Source organism: Halorubrum sp. (assembly GCF_046498025.1).
Taxonomy (GTDB): Archaea; Halobacteriota; Halobacteria; order Halobacteriales; family Haloferacaceae; genus Halorubrum.
In genome coordinates this window covers 1-21,323 of record NZ_JAWOBM010000012.1, presented here as the reverse complement: position 1 = coordinate 21,323, position 21,323 = coordinate 1, and the positions used below count along the sequence as shown (strand labels likewise).

21 protein-coding genes are annotated in these 21,323 nt (G+C 66.7%); 11 read left to right on the top strand and 10 right to left on the bottom strand.

The genetic code is table 11. The annotated features are described in order from the left end of the window. Positions 1-1,101 precede the first annotated feature (1,101 nt). The gene (locus tag R6U01_RS01755; RefSeq protein ID WP_410284740.1) at positions 1,102-2,862 is read left to right on the top strand and encodes an AAA family ATPase; all 1,761 of its coding nucleotides are present in this window, start codon (positions 1,102-1,104) and stop codon (positions 2,860-2,862) included. A 72-nt stretch (positions 2,863-2,934) separates the two neighbouring features. On the opposite strand, the gene R6U01_RS01750 is transcribed toward R6U01_RS01755, so the two are convergent. Next, positions 2,935-4,032, bottom strand: coding sequence for a S26 family signal peptidase (locus tag R6U01_RS01750; protein WP_410284739.1), 1,098 nt, complete (start codon positions 4,030-4,032; stop codon positions 2,935-2,937). 108 nt (positions 4,033-4,140) lie between these two features. On the opposite strand from R6U01_RS01750, the gene R6U01_RS01745 reads away from it, so the two are divergent. Beyond that, positions 4,141-5,748: a DNA-directed DNA polymerase II small subunit gene (locus tag R6U01_RS01745; RefSeq protein WP_410284738.1), complete on the top strand. Its 1,608-nt coding sequence runs from the start codon at positions 4,141-4,143 to the stop codon at positions 5,746-5,748. Between the two features lie 191 nt (positions 5,749-5,939). Here the strand turns inward: R6U01_RS01745 and R6U01_RS01740 are convergent, their stop codons facing one another. From R6U01_RS01740 to R6U01_RS01725, 4 genes are all read right to left on the bottom strand, one after another. Then, positions 5,940-6,575, bottom strand: a complete 636-nt coding sequence (locus R6U01_RS01740; protein WP_410284737.1) for an IMPACT family protein — start codon at positions 6,573-6,575, stop codon at positions 5,940-5,942. Then, positions 6,572-7,063 (bottom strand): hypothetical protein, encoded by a 492-nt coding sequence (locus R6U01_RS01735; RefSeq protein WP_410284736.1) that lies wholly within the window; start codon positions 7,061-7,063, stop codon positions 6,572-6,574. Before R6U01_RS01735 ends, R6U01_RS01740 begins: the two co-directional genes overlap by 4 nt. Before the next feature lie 34 nt (positions 7,064-7,097). Beyond that, complete coding sequence (gene pspAB, locus R6U01_RS01730) at positions 7,098-7,703, bottom strand: PspA-associated protein PspAB (protein ID WP_410284735.1); 606 nt, start codon at positions 7,701-7,703, stop codon at positions 7,098-7,100. A gap of 91 nt (positions 7,704-7,794) precedes the next feature. Continuing rightward, entirely contained in the window at positions 7,795-8,715 is a 921-nt protein-coding gene (locus tag R6U01_RS01725) for an MBL fold metallo-hydrolase (RefSeq protein ID WP_410284734.1), read from the bottom strand. A gap of 160 nt (positions 8,716-8,875) precedes the next feature. Here R6U01_RS01725 and R6U01_RS01720 point away from each other — a divergent pair, with 160 nt between their 5' ends. After that, the gene (locus R6U01_RS01720; protein ID WP_410284733.1) at positions 8,876-9,826 is read left to right on the top strand and encodes an NAD(P)H-binding protein; all 951 of its coding nucleotides are present in this window, start codon (positions 8,876-8,878) and stop codon (positions 9,824-9,826) included. Continuing rightward, entirely contained in the window at positions 9,823-10,491 is a 669-nt protein-coding gene (locus tag R6U01_RS01715; protein ID WP_410284732.1) for a hypothetical protein, read from the top strand. The genes R6U01_RS01720 and R6U01_RS01715 overlap by 4 nt, the downstream gene beginning before the upstream one ends. A 150-nt stretch (positions 10,492-10,641) precedes the next feature. Here the strand turns inward: R6U01_RS01715 and R6U01_RS01710 are convergent, their stop codons facing one another. Further along, positions 10,642-10,809, bottom strand: a complete 168-nt coding sequence (locus R6U01_RS01710) for a DUF5786 family protein (RefSeq protein ID WP_410284731.1) — start codon at positions 10,807-10,809, stop codon at positions 10,642-10,644. A gap of 247 nt (positions 10,810-11,056) precedes the next feature. On the opposite strand from R6U01_RS01710, the gene R6U01_RS01705 reads away from it, so the two are divergent. After that, on the top strand, positions 11,057-12,103 hold the full coding sequence (locus R6U01_RS01705) for a DUF5784 family protein (RefSeq protein ID WP_410284730.1): 1,047 nt from the start codon (positions 11,057-11,059) through the stop codon (positions 12,101-12,103). Positions 12,104-12,237: 134 nt separating this feature from the next. Here the strand turns inward: R6U01_RS01705 and R6U01_RS01700 are convergent, their stop codons facing one another. Beyond that, positions 12,238-12,522, bottom strand: a complete 285-nt coding sequence (locus R6U01_RS01700; protein ID WP_410284729.1) for a DUF2795 domain-containing protein — start codon at positions 12,520-12,522, stop codon at positions 12,238-12,240. A 144-nt stretch (positions 12,523-12,666) separates the two neighbouring features. Between R6U01_RS01700 and R6U01_RS01695 the strand changes: the two genes are divergently transcribed. The 3 genes from R6U01_RS01695 (at position 12,667) to hemB (ending at position 14,805) form a co-directional block, all read left to right on the top strand. After that, the gene (locus R6U01_RS01695; protein ID WP_410284728.1) at positions 12,667-13,503 is read left to right on the top strand and encodes a PHP domain-containing protein; all 837 of its coding nucleotides are present in this window, start codon (positions 12,667-12,669) and stop codon (positions 13,501-13,503) included. A gap of 25 nt (positions 13,504-13,528) precedes the next feature. Continuing rightward, positions 13,529-13,693, top strand: a complete 165-nt coding sequence (locus tag R6U01_RS01690; protein WP_410284727.1) for a DUF6757 family protein — start codon at positions 13,529-13,531, stop codon at positions 13,691-13,693. A gap of 131 nt (positions 13,694-13,824) precedes the next feature. Further along, complete coding sequence (hemB, locus tag R6U01_RS01685; protein ID WP_410284726.1) at positions 13,825-14,805, top strand: porphobilinogen synthase; 981 nt, start codon at positions 13,825-13,827, stop codon at positions 14,803-14,805. A gap of 297 nt (positions 14,806-15,102) precedes the next feature. Here hemB and R6U01_RS01680 read toward each other — a convergent pair whose 3' ends face one another. Continuing rightward, positions 15,103-15,345 carry a ferredoxin gene (locus R6U01_RS01680; RefSeq protein ID WP_410284725.1) on the bottom strand — a complete coding sequence of 81 codons (243 nt, stop codon included), beginning with the start codon at positions 15,343-15,345 and terminating at the stop codon, positions 15,103-15,105. A 465-nt stretch (positions 15,346-15,810) separates the two neighbouring features. Between R6U01_RS01680 and R6U01_RS01675 the strand changes: the two genes are divergently transcribed. Further along, positions 15,811-16,065, top strand: a complete 255-nt coding sequence (locus R6U01_RS01675; RefSeq protein ID WP_410284724.1) for a hypothetical protein — start codon at positions 15,811-15,813, stop codon at positions 16,063-16,065. A 92-nt stretch (positions 16,066-16,157) separates the two neighbouring features. Then, complete coding sequence (locus tag R6U01_RS01670) at positions 16,158-18,821, top strand: valine--tRNA ligase (RefSeq protein ID WP_410284723.1); 2,664 nt, start codon at positions 16,158-16,160, stop codon at positions 18,819-18,821. A gap of 43 nt (positions 18,822-18,864) precedes the next feature. Here R6U01_RS01670 and R6U01_RS01665 read toward each other — a convergent pair whose 3' ends face one another. Continuing rightward, positions 18,865-19,920 carry a quinone-dependent dihydroorotate dehydrogenase gene (locus tag R6U01_RS01665; RefSeq protein ID WP_410284722.1) on the bottom strand — a complete coding sequence of 352 codons (1,056 nt, stop codon included), beginning with the start codon at positions 19,918-19,920 and terminating at the stop codon, positions 18,865-18,867. A 138-nt stretch (positions 19,921-20,058) separates the two neighbouring features. After that, a complete protein-coding gene (locus tag R6U01_RS01660) occupies positions 20,059-20,262 on the bottom strand; it encodes a hypothetical protein (RefSeq protein ID WP_410284721.1) in 204 nt (67 codons plus the stop codon). Between the two features lie 292 nt (positions 20,263-20,554). Between R6U01_RS01660 and R6U01_RS01655 the strand changes: the two genes are divergently transcribed. Next, the gene (locus R6U01_RS01655) at positions 20,555-20,884 is read left to right on the top strand and encodes a non-histone chromosomal MC1 family protein (protein ID WP_410284720.1); all 330 of its coding nucleotides are present in this window, start codon (positions 20,555-20,557) and stop codon (positions 20,882-20,884) included. Positions 20,885-21,323 lie beyond the last annotated feature (439 nt).

The window sequence follows — 21,323 nt, the reverse complement described above, 5'->3', positions numbered from 1 at the left end:
CCACCCCTTTGTTTCAACTGGAGACTGTTGGCGGTGTGGGTAGGTGGGCGGGGAGACGGGAGTGTCGTGGCGATAGCAGTTTAATTATATTATCTACTGTTACAAATAACTATGAACTAACAACAAAAATGTAGGAAAGATTGTCGAGGGTACTGTTATATGACATAGTATATAAAACCTTCTAATATATACGACCCCTCCACGAATCCCCCCACCCACCGAAACCGAGTTCCACACGAAACAAAGGGGTGGGGGGGTCGCGACAACGTGAACGGGTTCGGGCAGGACAGAGGAGCAGAAATATCAGTTGCGTGGCCGGTCAGGTAGCAGGCTACCCAGCGACTGCGACGGTGGAATCGCCCAGCGGTCTCCCCTCCGTTTCCCGTCGACGGTCGACGCCGTCCACGCACGAACCGAATTACTCCTCGGGCAGGTGGCGGGCAAGCCGATCGACTCTTTAATAGAAATCGACGTAGCCGAAACCGATATGGTACAAACAAAACTGTCCCCGCCCTGTATACGAACTCGTCACTAGCCCTCCATAAGCCCAGCCCTCCATAGGAAACCTCCCCCAGCCTTCATTTGCATCGACGCTCCCGGCCGGCATTCGAACTCCGTCTTGGAGCAGCGTTCGGACCGCACCGAGAGCAGTGTTCGAACGATATCCTCCGGGAGACTTCGGACTACTCCTCGGCGAGCTGCAAATTTCACCGACGTTCTCACTGATGCGTGACTCCGCAAAGTCGAGTCGATTCGACGCCGGTGTCGACACGTCGGTTCACCAAGGCGCTATCGGGAACGGTAAGATCTTGTTAACCGTCCCCTAGCCACCCTCTGCGGAGCGCCCCAGTCGCCATCAGTTTCGAGTCAGGCACGTTCGGGGAACATCCGTTTTGAACTCAGAGAACGTCCGTTTCGAGTTCGGAGAACATCCATTTCGAGTCCGGAGAGCAACACTTTAGTACCGCCTCTTCATCTGGTTCGACTGCATCAACTGGATATCGCTGGACGCGTATTGTGCCAGATGTCCACGTTTCAGGGCGGAACGCGACGCAGTGGGCCTCAGCGCGAGGTATTTCCACTTGAAACAAGGGGGTTCACATGGACGAAACAGAGCACACATCGCAGGCGGGTGAATCGGAAGATAACGGCGGGGAAATCGACGATCCGACCGCGACGGACGGGGTTCTCGACGACCCGCCACCGCCTCAGGATCCGTCGGACGACGGTACCGAGGGTTCCGGCGGTGACCCCGACACCGCGTCGACCGCCGACCGAGACGCCAACGCGGGTCCGAAATCGGACGTGGACCCCGCTGCCGCCACGGACAGTACGACCGACGCGGAGGTCGCAACGGACGCGGAGGTCGCAACCGATGCGGAGGTCACCGCTGACGAGGACGTCGACGTCGGAAGCGGCGGCCGCGATCGGTCTTCACCTGACGTCGATTTCGACGGAGTCGTCCTCGACGACGACGACAGTCAGGGGCTGTTCGACGACCTGCTCTCCGGTGAGCCGATCTTCGAGAACAAGGAGGTACTCCGCCCCTCGTACACCCCGCACGAACTCCCGCACCGGAACGACCAGATCAACCGAATGGCGACGATCCTCGTCTCCGCGCTTCGGGGTGAGACGCCGTCGAACATCCTCATTTACGGAAAGACGGGAACGGGAAAGACGGCGTCGGCGAAGTTCGTCTCACAGGAGCTCGAGTCGACCTCCCAGAAGTACGACGTTCCCTGCGAGGTCGAGTACATCAACTGCGAAGTCACCGACACCCAGTATCGCGTCCTCGCGCAGCTCGCTAACACGTTCATCGAGAAGAACCAGCAGGTCATCGCGAACCGTCTCGACGATCACCGAGAGTTCAGATCCGACGCGGTCGACGACCCGGGAATCCTCGCCGGCACCGAGTTCGCGACGCTCGACGAACTCGACACACGAATCGAGGAACTCGAGGCCGACGCCGCGGAGATGGAAGAGGTCCCGATGACCGGGTGGCCGACCGACCGAGTTTACTCGACGTTCTTCGAAGCGGTCGACTACCACGAGCGCGTGGTCGTGATCATGCTCGACGAGATCGACAAGCTCGTCGAGAAGAGCGGCGACGACACGCTGTATAACCTCTCGCGGATGAACTCCGAGCTCGATCGGTCCCGGATCTCAATCATGGGGATCTCGAACGACCTGAAGTTCACCGACTTCCTCGATCCCCGTGTCAAGTCCAGTCTCGGCGAGGAGGAGATCGTCTTCCCCCCCTACGACGCGAACCAACTCCGAGACATCCTCCAGCACCGCGCCGATATCGCGTTCAAACAGGATGCGCTCACCGACGACGTGATTCCGCTTTGTGCGGCCTTCGCGGCCCAGGAACACGGTGACGCCCGTCGCGCCCTCGACCTCCTCCGGACCGCGGGCGAGCTGGCCGAGCGCTCGCAGGCGGAGATCGTCGCCGAGAAACACGTCCGGCAGGCACAGGACAAGATCGAGCTCGACCGCGTCGTGGAGGTCGTGCGAACCCTCCCGACCCAGAGCAAGATCGTCCTCTTCGCCGTCATTCTCCTCGAAAAGAACGGCGTCCACAACATCAACACCGGCGAGGTGTTCAACATCTACAAGCGGCTGTGCGAGGAGATCGACGCGGACGTACTCACGCAGCGCCGCGTCACCGACCTCATCAGCGAACTCGACATGCTCGGGATCGTCAACGCGGTCGTCGTCTCGAAGGGCCGGTACGGCCGCACGAAGGAAATGGGGCTGTCGGTGCCCGTCGAGGAGACGGAGGCGGTACTGCTGTCCGATTCCCGTCTCGGCGATATCGAGAACGCTCAGCCGTTCGTTCAGGCGCGGTTCGACAACTGAACCGCGTCACCGTCACGCGATCAATTGACTCACCCCCGTTACCGTCACGCGATCAACTGGCTCGCGTGGCCGTCACGCGACAGCGCCGCCGAGTGAGCCACCAGCTGAACTCGCGAGTGAACCTCCGGTCGAAACTATGGGCTCGTCAGTCGGCTTCCGTTCCTCGATTTCGCTGCGTTCGCCGGACGTCTCGGAGCCGTCGACCGAATCGATCTCTCCGGCCACGGTCGTCGCGATCACGTCACCCAGCTCTGCCTGGCCGCTCGCTATCAGGCGCACGTACCCGAGGTACGGGACACGCACTCTCGCGACACCGGTCACCCACTCGGCCCTGACCGGAGCCGCGAGCCCGTTCGCTTGATCGTACGCGCCGTTGTTATCGCCGAGCGTGATGAACCCGCTGTGAGGGGCCGGACAGTGGCGGAGCTCGGCGCACCCCGCTGCGTTGTGATACTCGTCGTCGGCGCGGTCGTACCAGTTTTCCCCCTCTTCCACGTGAAACATGGCCCGGTGGATGATCGGCGAGGCCGTCCGTCCGGGCGGTCGGTATATCACGACCGAGCCGTACGAGCCGAACGTTCGGTAGTCGGCGCTTCGCCCCGCCTCATAGGTCACCACGCCGATATCGTTCGCCGCCGCGTCGGGCGCGAGCCGCCCCGGCTCGGTGACGAAGACGAGGTCGCCGACCTCCATGTTCGGCTCCATGCTTCCCGACTCGACGGCGACCATCGGCGGCCACACGCCGCTGATCCCAAACAGGAGCAGTCCGATCACGAGGACGATGGCGACGCTGGAGAGCATCTCCCGGATCCACATCAACGCGCCTTCATCGTCGTGACGGAACCGATAGACGAAACTCTCCGACGCTTCCGTAGCTGACTGGACATCACCTCGCTCCGCGGGCCCGCTCTCATCCTCATCCGTCGGGAACCGACTCTCTCCCGAGGGGTCGCCCGGCACGATCGGCTCAGCTTGTCCGGACTCGTCGGTGGGTTCGGTAAGGTCGGACTCGTCGGTGGGTTCGGTGGATTCGGATCCGTTGGTGGGATCAGATACCTCGGTAGGATCGGATGCGTCAGTGAGATCGGATCCGTCGCGTCCGTTCCCGTCCGACACGTCGGTTCGCTCGGCCGGGTCGCCGTCGGATCCCGGCCGATCCTCTTCGTCCATTACGTCCGGCTTGACGGGTTTCGGTGATAAGCTTCCGGGTCACCGCCCCGCGAGTCAGCCGGCTCCTCCTCCGGAACCGTTTTGAGTCGTACTCCCCTCTCGGCTGTCGTGCCGCTGGAGTCGAACGCGCGGATCGCAAAGGAGCTCGCCAGTCGGGGATACAACGCGGAGCGGGAGGCGGTTACCCTGCTGGCGAGCGCCCCAGACTCCGAAGCAGCCCTCCACCGCGCCGTGGACCGCGCGCCGGACGACGCTCTCCGCATCACCGCCGATCACGTCCGCGCGGCGATCGATTCGAACGAGACCTCCGACGCCGAAACCGCGACCGAATCGGAACCGAACACGTCCCCGAACCCGGACCGATCTCCAGTCGAAACGAAGGGGTATGACGGTGCCGTCCGCGTCGACTCGACCGGGGGAAGCTCCGATCGCGTCTCCGCGGATACCGGCGGTGAGCGCGCCCCCACCGACGACGGCGAACCCACCGGCAGCCGCGACCGTGACTCGGCTCGTAGAGAGCTCGAGGTCGGCAACGACATGACCGGACGGAGTACCGGGACCGGCGAGTACGCCGACTTCGTCCGGACGTTCCGCGACCGCTACGAGCGCCTCTCGAAGGTGCTCCGCGGTCGCGTCAACCACCGCCCCGCCGAGGCGATCGCGGACATGCCCGGCGGCAGCGACGCCGCGATGATCGGGCTCGTCAACGACGTCCGCTCGACCAAGTCCGGCCACTGGCTCGTCGAACTGGAGGACACCACCGGCACGTTCCCCGCGCTGGTGATGAAAGACAAGGGCCTCGCCGACGTCGTCGACGAGATCCTGATGGACGAGTGCGTCGCCGTCGAGGGGACCCTCGCCGACGACTCCGGAATCCTCTTCGCCGATTCGCTGCACTTCCCGGACGTTCCCCGAACGCACCGGACCGGCGCCGCCGACCGCCACGTCCAGGCCGCGTTGATCTCCGACGTCCACGTCGGCAGCGACGAGTTCATGGCCGACGCGTGGCACCGGTTCACCGACTGGCTCCACACCCCCGAAGCCGAACCGATCGAGTACCTCCTGCTCGCCGGCGACATGGTCGAGGGTGTCGGCGTCTACCCCAATCAGGACGAGGAGCTGGAGATCGTCGACATCTACGACCAGTACGAGGCGTTCTCGGAGCACCTCAAGGAGGTACCGGCCGACACCGAAGTCGTGATGATCCCCGGTAACCACGACGCGGTTCGGCTCGCGGAGCCGCAACCCGGTTTCAACGACGAGATCCGCGACATCCTGGACGTCCACGACGCGCGGATCGTCTCGAACCCGGCCACCGTCAGCGTCGAGGGCGTCGACGTGCTGATGTACCACGGCGTCTCGCTCGACGAGGTGATCGCGGAGCTCCCCGAGGAGAAGGCGAGCTACGACGAGCCCCACAAGGCCATGTACCAGCTGCTGAAGAAGCGCCACGTCGCGCCCCAGTTCGGCGGGCACACTCGCGTCGCACCGGAGGAACGCGACTACCTCGTCATCGAGAACGTCCCGGACGTGTTCCACACCGGCCACGTCCACAAGCTCGGCTGGGGGAAGTACCACAACGTCCTCGCGGTGAACTCCGGCTGCTGGCAGGCCCAGACCGACTTCCAGAAGTCCGTCAACATCGACCCCGACGCGGGCTACGCGCCCATCCTCGACTTGGACACGCTGGAGATGACCGTTCGGAAGTTCGCGTAGTCGGCCTCGGCCCTTTCCCGGTCGGCCACGACCGACGGTTCAAGTCGAATACCGAGCCCACTCCCTCCGTGACCTGACCGTCGCTCGCGGCGCACTGGGCGGGAGCGCGACGCGCCGCCGCGAGTAGCAAACCCGAGCGTCGCCTGTTCGCCATTGAGGCTCTCGCCGACCGATCGCCGTCACCGATCCGACTACCAATCGATCTCGACCCGCCCGCTCGTCGCGCTGTTGAGCCGCTCCACGAGCGCCTCCACCTCGGGCACGGGAACCCGCAGTTCGAACCGCACGCGCTCCTCGTACTCCGCGTCGAACGCGACGCTCGAGGACTCGATCACGCCCCGAACAGTCCCCGAGTCGTCGTATTCGGTCTCGACGACCAGCCGACGATGCGGCCGTTCCTCGACGACGCCGGCCTCGTCGACCCCGTCCTTCACCGCCCGCGAGTAGGCGCGCGCGAGGCCGCCGACGCCGAGGTTCGTCCCGCCGTAGTAGCGAGTCACCACCGCGACGACGTTGCGGATCTCGCGCTGTTGGAGGACGTTGAGCGCCGGCTTTCCGGCCGAGCCGGAGGGCTCGCCGTCGTCGTCGGAGTACTCCCGGAGCATGGGACCGCCTCCGGGCGTCCGCTCGGACGCCGCACCGGCCGGCACCCGGTACGCCGGCACGTTGTGAGTCGCGTCGCCGTACTCGCCCCCGACGTGCTCGATGAACGCCTCTGCCTCCGCGACCGTGTCGACCGGGGCGACGTGGCCGAGGAACTCCGAGCCCCGGACCTCGAACGCCGCCGTCGCGGGCCTCGCGACCGTCAGGTACGTCTCGTCGGTCACGGGTCCGAGCCCCCTCCTGCGGGATCGTCGTCGGCCCGGTTTCCATCGCCGCTCGCGGTGTCGTCTCGGCGGTCGAGCACGACGCCCGTCGGCGGCGCGAGCCGGTAGAGCGCGAGGAACGCGACGACGCCGACGACCTCCGCTCCCTTCGCGACGATCGCCAGCGGGTCGTCCGCGAGCGCCGACACGACCCCGGCGCCGTACCAGCCGACGTAGCCGAGGAGGAACGCGGCGAGCGTCCCGGCGCCGAGCGCGTACAGACGCCGGTACTCCGGCGCGCGCAGCGTCGCGACCGCGACGGCGACCGTGAACGCTCCGCCGAGCACGAACACGTAGGGACGCGGATCGCCTGCGGCCTCCAGGCGCGGCCACGCCCACAGCAGGTGAACCGCCGCGCTCACCGCCGCGGCCTGCGCCGCGATCATCCGACCCACCCGCTTTATCGGGGCGTCACGGCCGCCGTGTCCCCCGGCGTTCGACGCGCTCATCGAGTCACTCCCACGGTTCGACGCGCTCATCGAGTCACTCCCACGGGTGCTTCCCGGGCGCGTCCGGCCACAGCGGGTACCAGTACGCCTCGTCGTCTTCGAGGCCGAGCTCGCCGTCGAGGACGGACTGGAGTTTGAACTCCACCTGTCGGTTCCGGTCGCTCGTCCCCTTCGGCGAGAACGGGTAGTACGCGCCGCGCCGGAACGAGTAGATCCAATAGACGTCGAGATCTCCGCGCTCGAAGCCGAAGACGGCCGCGAGCAGCCGGGAGCCGAACCCCTCCTCGATGAACTGGTCGGCCGCGAAGTGGACGCTCGTCACGAGGTCCTCCGGGTCGTCGTCCTCGAGGACGAACCACTGGTAGCCGTGGTCGTCCTCGTGGCGCCGAAACCCCGTTCCGGTCTCCACCTCGCCGGCCTCCAAGATGGCCTCCACGGTCTCGACGGCGTCGTCGAAGCGGGTGCTGTCCACGCCGGAGAAGCACAGCGCGGCCTCCCCGCAGTGGTCGTAGCCGAGGTCGGCCTCCATCGTCATGTACGCGGTCGACATCCCGAAGAGGTCCTCGGGGTCGGCCTCGCGGGTCGCGTCCGTCTCGGCGCTCGTTCCGAACACGGCGCGGATCGTGTCGAAGATACCCATTTATAACTGGATCGTAGGTGGCGCGGGGTTTAGGAGGTTTGCGTCGGCGGCGACGCGCCGTCGGTGGCACCTCCGTCTCACCCCTCCGGCGTCACTCCTCGTCCTTCTCCGCGACGTAGTCGAGGTACCCGAGGACGCCCCGAACGTTCAGACTCGCGTTGGCGCGGGCGCGCTCGGAGTTCCAGAACTCCGCGTCCCGGCTCGTCTCCTCGAAGTGCTCGATGACCGCCTCGTCGTCGCCGAGCTCCTCCCGCTTCTCCCGGATCGCCTCCACCCACTCCACGTACGCGCGCTTCACTTCGCCGGCCAACGCCGGCTCGTACTCTCGCGGTCCGAAGTGACCGAAACAGAGGTACCCCGGGTCGAGCTCCTCGATCGTCCGGACGTCGGCGAGACACTGGTCGAGGTCGAACTGCGGCGGGGGCGTCGTCGGCTCGATTCCGTCGACGGCGGGGACGTAGATCCCGGCGGCGTCGGCCGTGAAGACGACGTCGGCGTCGGGGTCGTGGTAGACCGCGTGGTGGGGGGCGTGTCCCGGCGCCTCGTACACGACCAGCTCGCGGTCGCCGAGGTCGATCCGATCGCCGTCCGCGAGTCCGGATATCCGGTCTTCGGGAACCGGTTCGGGATCGTCGTAGTACTCCCACTGCTCTCGCACCGCGGACTTCGTCCCGGCGACGAGCGCCTCCGGATCGACGAGGTGTCGCACCCCCTTTTCCGGCACGACGACCTCCGCGTTCGGGTAGCGCTGCGCGAGGTGCCCCGCACCGCCCGCGTGATCGAGGTGCGCGTGTGTCGGCAGGATCCACGCCAGATCCTCGCGTCCGATCCCGACCTCCGCGATCGTCTCGTACAGCGCCTCCCGGTTCGCGCCGGTTCCGGTGTCGATCACGACGGGTCGCTCCGCGTCGTACACGTACACGGATCCGTACTCGTCGGTGTCGAACATCCCGGTGTCGTGGACGTACAGGTCCGGAACCCCGCGGACCGGTTCGAACTCGCCTGCGTGCATGCCACAACGAGCGGCGCGCGGGCCCTTTTAACGATCGGTCCCGGCGACGGGGGTGGAGCCGTTTCCCAACGGTCCGCGCGTCGACTCCCCCGCGGTCTCGGATCGGTGACGAGGGCCGGCCGTGGCGGACGCTTATGGTCGTTCCACACGTGGAATTGGTATGCGCGTGCTCGTCACCGGTGCCACGGGATTCGTGGGGAGCCGACTCGTTCCGACGCTCCTCGACCGCGGCCACGAGGTCGTCGCCCTCGTCCGCGACGCCGACGGCTACGCTCCGCCCCCCGGCGTCCACGTCGTCGAGGGCGACCTCCTGGAGCCGGACACGCTCCCGCCTGCGTTCGAGATCGACGGCGATCCGATCGACGCCGCCTACTACCTCGTCCACTCGATGGACGGCGGCCCCGGCTACGAGGAACGGGATCGCAACTGCGCGACGAACTTCGTCGAGGCGGCGTCGACCGCCGGCGTCGATCGGGTGATCTACCTCGGCGGTCTCGGGGAGGACCGCGAAGAGCTCTCGGAGCACCTCCGCTCCCGCCGCGAGGTCGAGCGGATCCTGTCAGGCGGCGGTCCGGCGCTGACCACGCTACGGGCGGCGATCATCATCGGCGCCGGCAGCGCGAGCTTCGAGGTCATCCACGGGCTCGCGAGCCGGCTCCCGGTGATGACGACGCCGAAGTGGGTCGACACGCTCTGTCAGCCGATCGCGATCGACGACGTGGTGGCGTACCTCACCGGGGCCCTCGAGGTGCCAGAGACGCGAGACGACACCTTCGAGATCGGCGGGCCGGACGTGTTGACGTACGCGGAGATCCTCCGTCGGACCCGTCGACAGCTCGGCCACAAGCTGTGGATCATCCGGGTCCCGGTGTTGAGCCCGGAGCTGTCGGCGAAGTGGCTCCGGCTGGTGACCGACGTCAACCCCTACCTCGCCCGTTCGCTCGTCGAGGGGCTCCGGAACACCGTGATCGTCGAGGACGACCGGATCCGGGACCTCATCCCGATCGAACAGACGCCCTTCGAGGTCGCGGTCGCGCGGGCGATCGACAGACCGCGTCGCGGCGACCCGTCCGACGAGATCCCGGCGACCGAGCCCGAGGTCGAGCTGTGAGCCGGAACTACGGCGAGACGTGGGTGTACGAGAGTCTCGTCGGAGGGATACCCGGTCTGGGCATCTCGCGCGCCCTCGCGGTCGCGATCCAGTTCCTGCTGTTCCAAGCCGGCGTGCTCGCGCTCGGCTGGTACTACGGGCTGTGGGACGCGGTCGTCGCCGGGACGGTCGCCGTCCTCGTCGCCGCGATCGGCAGCGTCGAGATGCATCGGCTCGGCGAGGCGAACCGCCGCCTCTCGACCCCGCCGGAGCACAAGCGGCTGCTGTTCGGATCCAGCATCGAGATCGTCCTCGGCGTGCTCGCGTTCATCGCGCTGCTCACGTACATGATCGCCTGGGACGGGACGCTGATCGAGCGCCTGTTCGGCCTCGACCCGCCGATCCCGGTGGTGTATCTCACCCTCCTGATCCTCTGGGACCTCACCTACCGGATCGGCACGTCGTGGTGGAGCGCGGTCGTCGCGCTCTGGCGGGCGATAAACGTCGACCTCAGTCCGAGCGAGGCGGCCCGCGTCAGGCGGCTCGACGCGGAGAACATCGGGTTCTCGGCGCTCCAGTTGGTCCTCGTCCCGTTCCTGATCGGGGAACCGATCCTGCTCGGGGCCGTCGTCGGCCACGTCCTCGCCGTCGCGATCGTCTGTTCGGCCGCGATCGCGTTGACCTGACCGGGGCCGAGCGGCGCTCGCGTCTCAGAGCTTGTCACTCAGTGTAGGGAGCGTCGCTCAGTGCAGAGCTTGTCGCTCAGGGGAGAGCTCGTCGCTCAGTGGGTCGGCGGGAATCGGTGGTTCCGCAGAAAAGCGAGTCGGGTCGCCGTGTCACTCGCCCTGCAGCTCTTGGAACTTGTTGAGGAGCGCCTCCGCGGAGTCGCCGGAGTCGTACGTGAGCGAGCCGGAGTACTCCAGCCGCTCGGCGTCGAAGTCGGCGTCCACTTCGCTGGTCTTCTTCTCGCGACGCTCGTGTTCGGCCTCGTCATAGGCACCCATTGACATGGTATACTCTCACTTAGAAATAATCAGTCATATATGTGTCGGTGAATTGTCTGATTCTCGAAACGATGTCCGAGGAGACTGGAACGGTCGAGGTCTCGGGCTCTCGGGGTCGTAGCCCGGAATCTCACCCTTCTCGGTCGAACTCGGTCCGACGAACCGCATCGACGCACCCCATCGACGTCCGATCAGCCGGTGTCCGGTCCACCGGAACCGATTAGACCCGGCGGCCGGTAGCACCGGCGTGGCACAACCGCTCCGATTCAGACGCGCTCCCGGGCGGTGGAGCGCCGACCGTGTCCGGTCGCAGCTCGAACGGCCGCTCGACGAGAACCTCGGAGCGACCGCCGGCGACCCGTGGTTCAGCCCGCCGCCGGGATACGACGCCAGACGGTTCGACATGGACGACGGCTCGTTCGCCCTGTTCTGCTGGACCGACGACGACGCCGACCCTCCGCCGGACGCCGACGGCGGACCTGTCGGCTACTGGATCGGCAACACCGAGACGCCGAGCCAGCTGTGGCGCACGGACAAGTACGGGTTCGACGAGGTGGCGTACCCCATATCCCGGTGGGTTCAGCGGGAGCTGCTCGCGGGCCTTCACAACGACGAGCCGTGGCTCGCGGCGTACCCGCACGTCTCGTGGTTCTTCCTGCCCGTGTTCTGCTCGAAGGACGGCGCGGAGACGACGCGGGCGTTCTTCCGAGACCACGCGGCCGGGTTCCCGGACGCGACGCGCGAGGAGAGCACGGGGTTCGTCGAGGAGACGCTTCGACCGGGGACGCTCGACGACTACCGGGAGACGATGGCGGGAAAGCTCGGCACGTCGGCGTCCATGGACATCGTGCGGATGAGCGCGACGATCGCCGAGTTCACCGCGGCGCGGATACTCACCGACGCGGGCTACGACGTGACCCCGGAGATCGAGGTGACGACCGGGCACTCGCTCGACTTCCGAGCGACCGACCCCGAGACCGGCCGCGCGTCCCTCGTCGAAGTGACCCGCCCGCAACCCGTCTCCAGCCGATCCGCGAGCGGTCCCGTCGCGGCGGTCCGAGACACCGCGGAGACGAAGACGAGCGGCCAACTGGAGGCACACGGCGGCGGCGTCACGCTGCTCGTGGACTGTACCTCCTTTCCCGAGGACGATTGGGCCGCCGTTCGAGACGCCAAGCCGGAGGTCCGGCACCGCCCGGCCGTCGTCATGCGCGCACGGCCGGACGGGCACGTGGAGGGGTATCGGAAGGGGTCGGTTCCGATCGACCTGTCTCCCGCCATCGACTGGGTGTAGGTCCCGCCGTCGTCGCGCGTCCCGCTGCGCCGTGCGGGACGCGATCGACGGTGGCGACGAGAGCGATACCGTTCTCTCCCGCGACGCTCAGGGGCAGCGCGTTCCGAAAAAAGCCGGCCGAGCCGTGGTTCCGCTCAGAACGAGACCGGCGACGGCCCGTCCTCGGCGGCGGTCGTCGGGTCGCGGTCCGAGTAGAACCGCCGACCGACTCCGCGGTGACAGACGCCCGCGCGGAGGGTGGTGAAGACGTCCTCCGGATCGTCGAACGTCTGGTCCCCGAACCGCTCTAACACGTCGCCGAGACGCTCGGATCCCTCCGCGAGCTCTACGGTCGCGTTCCCGTGGGCCGCGATCAGTTCCTCCGAGGTCGTCGGATAGTGGTGCCGTTCAAGTCGGTCGTCGACGCCGTTCAAGCGCATCACCTCTCACAAACCGCCGGATGTTCTTAATTATTTTCCATGCACAACCTTAGTCCGGAATATCTCGTTATACTTCCTTATATTGGGTTGTGTTCACACGCGACGATCGGCGGCGATTAGTACGCGGGTCGCCGAACCGGACCCATGGACACGGACCGGATCGTCGCCGACCTCCACGCGCACACGACCGTCTCGGACGGCACCATGACCGCGGCGGAGCTCGCCACGACCGCCGCCGACGCGGGGCTCGACTGGGTCGCCGTCACCGACCATGACCGGATCCACCCCGACCTCGACGCTTCCGTCGTCGAGCGCGAGGGGGTCCGGGTCGTGCGGGGGCTCGAACTGCGCATCGACGCCGGCTTCGAACGGCTCGACCTGCTCGGGTACGCGGTCGAGCACACCGCCGCGCTCGACGCCGAGATCGAACGCCTCCAGGCGGACCGCGAGCGCCGCGGCGCCGCGATCCTCGACGCGGTCGAGAAGCGGCTCGACGTCGACCTCGGCGTCGAACCCCGTCCGGGCCTCGGGCGCCCGCACATCGCCCGCGCGATCGAGGCGTCCGAGGCGCCGTACGACTACGCGGGCGCCTTCGACGAGCTGATCGGGAACGACGGTCCCTGCTACGTCGCCCGCGAGGTGACCGGGCTGGAGCGCGGCGTCGAACTCCTCCGAGACGCGTCTGCGTTCGTGGGGCTCGCCCACCCGTTTCGGTACGAGGACGTCGCCGCCGCGCTCGACGTCGCTCGCGGTCTGGACGCGGTAGAGCGGTTCTACCCGTACGGTCGTCCCGTCGACGACGACCGCGTCGATCGGGTCGCCGCCGAGAGCGACCTCCTCCTGACGGGCGGCAGCGACGCCCACGAGCGAACGCTCGCCGAGGCGGGGCTGACCGTCGAGGCCTTCGAGCCCGTGCGCGAGCGGCTGCCGGACCCGCTTGGCGGTGGAATCGAATCCTCCCCGATCGACGAACAGGATTAAGCCCGACGCCGATAGAGTGTCGACCATGCGGTGTCACTACTGCGAGCGGGAGGCCACGTACGAGGCCGAGCAGAGCGGCGTGGTCGTCGGTCTCTGCGAGCAACACTTCAAGGAACGCGTCGAGGAACTCGCGGAGTCGGACGAGCTCGCGTCGCTCCGCGACCGGATCGATATCGAGTCGTCGGAATAACCCCCTCACCGGCGCCCCGCGGCTTCGGTGTCACCGTCGTCGGTTCGCCGGGGTGATCGCCGGTTCGTCGGGGCGATCGCCGGTTCGCCGCGGACGAATCATAAAAGAGAGCCCGTAGCCAACGCTTCGGTATGCATCCCACCGACCGGCCGCGCCGGCTCCGGACCGACGGCCTCCGTCCGCTCGTCAGCGAGACCGCGCTGTCGGCGTCGGACCTCGTCGCGCCCGTCTTCGTCGACGCGACGACTGACGAGCGCGTCCCGATCGAGACGATGCCGGGCCACGAGCGCGTCCCCGTGAGCGAGGCCGTCGACCGCGTCGAGGAGATCCGCGAGACCGGCGTCGAGGCCGTGATGCTCTTCGGGATCCCCGAGTCGAAGGACGCCGAGGGGAGTCGCGCGTACGCCGAGGACGGGGTCGTCCAGCGCGCGATTCGACGGATCGCCGCCGAGACCGACGCGTACGTCATCGGCGACGTCTGCCTCTGTGAGTACACCGACCACGGGCACTGCGGCGTGATCGAGGAGTCGGCGGAGACGGACCCGACGCTCACGGTAAAAAACGACGAGACGCTGGGGCTGCTCGCCGAGACGGCGGTCTCGCAGGCCGACGCGGGCGCGGACATGGTCGCGCCCTCCGCGATGACGGACGGGCAGGTGCGGGCGATCCGCGAGGCGCTCGACGCGGCCGGCCACGAGGACGTGGCGCTCATGAGCTACGCCGTCAAGTACGAGTCGGCGTTCTACGGTCCCTTCCGCGACGCGGCCGACGGCGCGCCCGCGTTCGGCGACCGGCGCCACTACCAGATGGACCTCGCGAACCGCCGCGAGGCGCTCCGTGAGGCGCGGATCGACGCCGAAGAGGGCGCCGACGTGCTGATGGTGAAACCCGGACTCCCGTACCTCGATATCGTCGGTGACCTCCGGCGGGAGTTCGACCGCCCGATCGCCGCGTACAACGTCTCCGGCGAGTACGCGATGCTGCACGCGGCCGCCGAGAAGGGGTGGCTCGACCTGGAAGCGACCGCCCACGAGTCGCTGCTCTCGATCAAGCGCGCGGGCGCGGACCTGATCGTCACGTACTTCGCCGAGGACCTGGCCGAGCGCTTATAAATCGGAGCGGGTGGAGATCGGCGGTTTTGCCACGCATCCACCTCGGCGCGCCCCGGTGAGCGGCCCGGAGGGCCGCGAACCGCCGGTGCGAGGGAGTCAGTCGCCGCAGGCGACTGACGAGGCTGGGGAGGTATGAGGCACGGGGTGGTGCTGTGGCGGGACGGGGCTCAAAGGGGCAACCGCGAGGCGCGAAGCGCCTCGGGCAGCCGGCGGCAACGCCGCCGGCGACTGGGGCTTTGGAGGTGTTTGTCGCAACCGATCTGCCAGCCGCTATTTATAAACAAAAGCTCGGATCGTTCACACCACCTGCTCGCCGTCGTCGTCGTACACCTCGATGGCGTCCACCGGGCAGACCCGCGCCGCGAACTTCGCGTCGAACTCCTCGCCGTCGGGCACGTCGACCACGAACACGTCGTCTTCCTCCTCTTCGCTTCCTTTTAAATCGGCCTTCCCGTCGTTCAGGTTCTTTTCGAAGGCGTCCCACTCGGCGACGCACTGGTACATCCCGACGCAGGTGTCGCGGTCGAATTTCACTTGCATGCTCCCCGGTTCGACGAGGCGGTACAAAGCGCTGGCGACGCGATACGGCGGAATCCAACCACCTCCAAAGCCCCAGCAGCTCGGCTATAAGCCACTGACAGCGGATCTACGGGGAACACCTCCAAAGCCCCAGTCGCGAGGACTCGGTGCGCTCGCTGCGGTCCTCGTCACTCGTTTCACTCGTTCCTGCGGTCCTTGCGTCGCGCGCCTTCGTCCTCGCGACTGCCCCTTTGAGTCCCGCCCCGACCGCGCCGCAACCGCACCTCACACCTCCCCAGCCTCGCGGCTCGTTCGGGGCTCCCTTCGGTCGCCCGCGTCACTCGCCGCGTCCCTCGCACGCGCTACTCGCGGCCGCCGAGGGCGGCTACTCGGAGGCGCACGCCACCGCATTCAGTATTCGTGATCGCTCGTGAGTTCCATAGCCCGACCGTCCTTTTTAAGCGTCGCAGGCGCCCATCATCGGGTATGACCACGGTCTGGCTCGTCGACCGACAGTTCGACTCGAAGGGACTCGTGCGGCTCACCTACGCCACGGAGGACGGCGAGCGGATGCACACGAAGGAGCTTGCCGAGCAGCGCCTCGTCACGGGCGACGGGATCACCGCCGGCCGCGACGTCGACGAGAACGCGCTCGGGGAGAGCCCGGACGACGAGGTCGAGCGGTTCGCCGCGGAGGCGTCGCGGATGGCCGCCGAGCACGACCCGGACGACGTGGTGTAAGACGCGATTCGGCGGACGCAATAGAAGCGACGGCTCGGGGCGCCCACACAACCGAGTCCGTTAAGGGGGAACCGCGGGAAGGTGAGCGTGAAATGCCCAGTGGTGAGTACGACCCCGACACCGTCGAGCCGCGGTGGCAGCGGCGATGGGTCGACGAGGAGACGTACGCCTATCCCGACGACGACCCGGTCGACCCGAACACCGTCTTCTCCATCGACACGCCCCCGCCGACGGTATCGGGGAGCCTCCACATGGGCCACCTGTACGGCTTTACCCTCCAGGACTTCGTCGCCCGCTTCGAGCGGATGAACGGCGGCGAGACGTTCTTCCCGTTCGGCTACGACGACAACGGAATCGCCTCCGAGCGGCTCACCGAGGACGAGCTCGACATCCGCCATCAGGACTTCGAGCGCCGCGAGTTCCAGGCGAAGTGCCGAGAGGTCTGCGCGCGGTACGAGGAGCAGTTCACCGAGAACGTCCAGGCGCTCGGCGTCTCCGTCGACTGGGACCACACCTACCAGACGATCGAGCCGCGCGTCCAGCGCATCTCCCAGCTGTCGTTCGTCGACCTGTACGATCAGGGTCGGGAGTACCGCGAGAAGGCCCCCGCGATCTGGTGTCCCGAGTGCGAGACCGCCATCTCGCAGGTCGAGACGGAGGACGACGAGCAGGACAGCCACTTCCACGACATCGCGTTCCCCGTCGCTTCCAGCGACGACGACGAGTTCGTCATCTCGACCACGCGGCCGGAGCTGCTCCCCGCGTGCGTCGCCGTCTTCGTTCACCCCGACGACGACAAGAACCAGCATCTCGTCGGCGAGTCCGCCGAGGTCCCGCTGTTCGGCCACGAGGTGCCGATCATCGCGGACGAGCGCGTCGACATGGACACCGGCTCCGGGATCGTGATGTGCTGTACGTTCGGCGACCGGAACGACATCGAGTGGTACCAGGTCCACGACCTGGACCTCCGCGTCGCCATCGACGAATCCGGTCACATGACCGGCGTGGCCGAGGGGTACGAGGGGATGCACTCGTCGGCGGCCGGCGAGGCCATCGTCGAGGACCTCGACGAGGCGGGCGCGCTGTTAGACCGCCGCGCGATCACCCACAGCGTCAACGTCCACGAGCGCTGCGGCACGAGCGTCGAGTTCCTCGTCACCGAGCAGTGGTACGTCGAGATGCTCGACAAGACCGACGAGTACCTCGAGATCGGCCGGGAGATGGAGTGGTCCCCGGAGAAGATGTTCACCCGGTACGAGCACTGGGTCGAGGGTCTCCAGTGGGACTGGCTCATCTCCCGCCAGCGCTCCTCCGGCATCCCGTTCCCGGTGTGGTACTGCGGGGACTGCGGCGAGGTCGTCGTCGCCGAGAAGGCCGATCTCCCGGTCGATCCCCTCTCTGACGATCCACCCGTCGACGCCTGCCCCGCCTGCGGTCACGACGAGTTCGAACCCGAGGACGACGTGCTCGACACGTGGGCGACGTCCAGCCTGACGCCCTTGATCAACGCCGGCTGGGACTGGGACGAGGAGGCCGAGGAGTTCACGATGGAACACCCCGAGCTGTACCGGTTCGACCTCCGACCCCAAGGGCACGACATCATCAGCTTCTGGCTGTTCCACACGCTCGTGAAGTGCTACGAGCACACCGGCGAGGTCCCGTTCGAGGAGACGATGATCAACGGCCATGTCCTCGACGAGAACCGGGAGAAGATGTCCAAGTCCGTCGGCAACGTCGTCGAGCCCGAGGAGGTCCTGTCGGAGTTCCCGGTCGACGCCACGCGCTACTGGGCCGCCGGCACCGCCGTCGGCGACGACTTCCCGTTCAAAAAGAAGGACCTTCGCGCGGGCGAGAAGCTGATCCGCAAGCTGTGGAACGCCTCCAAGCTCGTCGAGTCGCTGGCGCCGGAGCCGTACCCGGACGCGCCGGCCGACGGGGAGTTCCGCGAGCTCGACCGCTGGCTGCTCGCCGAGCTCGACGACCGGGTCAAGCGGCTCACCGACCTGTTCGAGGACCGCGCGTTCTCGAAGGCCCGCGACGAGCTTCGGAGCTTCTTCTGGAACACGTTCTGCGACGACTACCTCGAGATCGCCAAGCAGCGCGAGGACGACGCCGCGGCATACACGCTTCGGACGGCGCACCGCCGGTTCCTGAAGCTGTTCGCGCCGCTGCTCGCGCACGTGACCGAGGAGCTCTGGCACGACATGTACGCGGACGGGGCGAGCGATCCCGATGCGGTTGACGCCGCCGTCGCCGACGGCGCCCGCGACTCGATCCACCTCGCCGACTGGCCCGATCCGCTCGGGCTGGACGCGGACCACGAGGCCGGCGCCGCCGCCACGGCGGTCGTCGCCGTCCTCCGGAAGTACAAAAGCGAGAACCAGCTCCCGCTGAACGCCGAGCTCGACGCCGTCGAGGTGTACGCCGACGTCCGCGGCTTCGAGGACGACATCACGGGCGTGATGCACGTCGACGACCTCACCGTCCGCCCCGACGCCGACGCGCCGGTCGAGACGGTCGTCACGGGGATAGACCTCGACTACGCGACGATCGGCCCGAAGTACGGGGATCGGGTCGGCGACATCGAGGCCGCGATCGCACGGGAGGCGTACGAGATCGACGGCGAGAAGCTCCACGTGGCCGACGTCACGCTCGTCGGCGACGAGTTCGCGGTCGAAGAAGAACGGCAGTACCGCGGTGACGGCGAGCTGTTAGAGGCCGACGACGTCGTCGTCATCGTCCGCAACGAGGCGTAGGGCCGAGTCCTCTCGCCGGCTCCGCCGTCGTCGGCTCCGTCGACTACAGATCCGCGCCGACCGCCTCGGCGACGGAGTCGAACCCGTCGCGATCGAGCAGGTCGCAGAGCCCCTCGTTGATGTCGCGGGCGAGACGCGGCCCCTCGTACACGAGACCCGTGTACAGCTGGACGAGCGAGGCGCCGGCGCGTATCTTCTCGTAGGCTCCCGCGGCGTCCGAGACGCCGCCGACACCGACCACCGGCACTTCAGTGCGCTCGGCGACGAACCGGACCCGGTCGGTGGCGAGCCGCTCGATCGGTTTCCCTGAGAGGCCGCCTCCCTCGGCGCGATTCGGGCTCTTCAGTGACTCTGGGCGGGACGTCGTGGTGTTGGTCGCGATGACGCCGCCGAGACCGAGGCCGTCGACGACGCCGAGCGCCTCTTCGACTGCGGACTCCGGGAGGTCCGGCGAGAGCTTCACGAGCAGGGGGCTCGCGCCGGCGTCGACGAGACCACCGAGTATTTCTTCGAGGGCCTCTCGGTTCTGCAGCTCGCGGAGACCGGGCGTGTTCGGGCTCGAGACGTTGACGACGAAGTAGTCGCCCGCGTCCGCGACGCGCTCGTACGTGTACAGGTAGTCGTCCGGCGCGTCGGCGAGCGGCGTCGACTTCGACTTCCCGATGTTGATCCCGACGGGCACGTCGGGCATCGGCTCGCGGTCGAGCCGGTCGCCGACGGCGTCTGCTCCCTCGTTGTTGAATCCCATCCGGTTGATCAGTGCCTCGTCCTCCCGGAGTCGGAACAGTCGCGGTCGCGGATTCCCGGGTTGTCGCTCGGCCGTCACGCCGCCGACCTCGACGTGCCCGAATCCGAGCGACGCGAGCGCGCGCGGCACCTCTGCGTTCTTATCGAATCCTGCGGCCACCCCGACCGGATTCGGAAACGCGTTCCCGAACGCCTCGACCCGTAGCCGCGAGTCTTCGACGACGTACCGTCTGTGCAGCGCACTCGTGACTGCGGTCCCCTGTACGGCTCGTAACAGCCGGTGTGTCATCTCGTGTGCCGTCTCCGCCGGCAGGCCGAACAGTGCCGGCTTCAACAGATCGTACGGACCCATTGTTTCGGACTCGTCTCGAGCGGGCATCAATCCGCCGACCGACGGCGGGACGCCCCGTCCGTCCCCGTCTCGGACTCGGTGTCGTCGCTCGCGGGAGCTCGGTGACGGAACGAGCGGCGGCCGAAAACGAGATCCGGTTCAGAAGTCGTGCTCGAGCTGATCGGGGTTGGAATCCGCCTTCTGAATGATTATTTTCCCGTCTCGGACCCGGACGAACACCTCGTCGCCGATCTCCATGCCGGCGACGGCGAGTTCGTCCTCGTGGAGGTTCACGTGGACGTTGTGGTACTCCCCCTCGTCGTCCTTGGCGCCACTGGGGCTGAGCTTCTTTTTACGGACCATCGCGGTTGTACTGGTCGCATTTCGCCATAGCAGACACATAAGTGTTGTTTACCCACATCGAGGCGTCGCGAACGGCCGGTCGGCCCGAGCTCCGTCTCTGACCGATGCTCCGCCTCGCCCCGGTGTGCCTCGATCGGCTAATCTCCGCGAGTCCTCGCGTCGCCGCGCGGTGCTTCCCGCGCTAAAACCGCTAGCCCTGACGGAGTAGTATATAAAAGTTTTGCCGCACCAGCTTTCATTTCCCCGATATATTTATTACACACTGTGTGTTGGATTCTCATGGAGCATAACCATGGTACGTGAAGACGGTAAGCGAAACTTCGCCCTTCGAGAGGAAGACGGATCGGAACCGAGTGAATTCTCCGGAAACATGCCCCGCCAGGCGGCACTCAAGGCTGCCCGGACCCTCGACCCGGCTCCCTCGGAGGAGGAGGCCGAACGAACGACGATCCGACTCCGCGAAAAGGGGACCAAAAAGGTCCACGAGTACGAGGGGTGGGCGTGGAAAGACAGCGCTCCTGAGGTCAACGAGGCTGACGACGACTTCTGGCTCAACGACCTCGACGACATCACGAAGGCTAACGTCTCGAAACAGGGAATCGAGTACATCGACGAGGAGTAGCCGCCGAGGTCGGTCGATTTTTTTGATACCTCCGACCGCCTAGCTGTGAGTTCATTCACAGTTCCCCGGCATGAAACCGCATGACGTGGCGTCGATGCTTCGACGGGGTTAAATACAACCCGGGCATCGTGACTAATGCGAAGAACGCATCCGCGAACTCGGGCCGTTCAACTCGGCCCGGTTTCGCTGGACCGGAAACGCTTCGATGGGTTTATATCTCCTCGAAGGGTATACTCAGGTCCGCGAAGATGAGGATTTCGCCCCCTGCGCTCCGGCGTAAGAGGAAATCTGATGTGAGCCGTGGTCGTTCGGTGTCATCCAGGTCGCTGGCTGACTCGGACACCACATAGACCATGCAATGGTGTTTTGACTCACCGCGAGTCAAAACCCGCCAACACCCCCTCTGAGCCGGGAACCAGGCTCAGAGGTTATACATTCC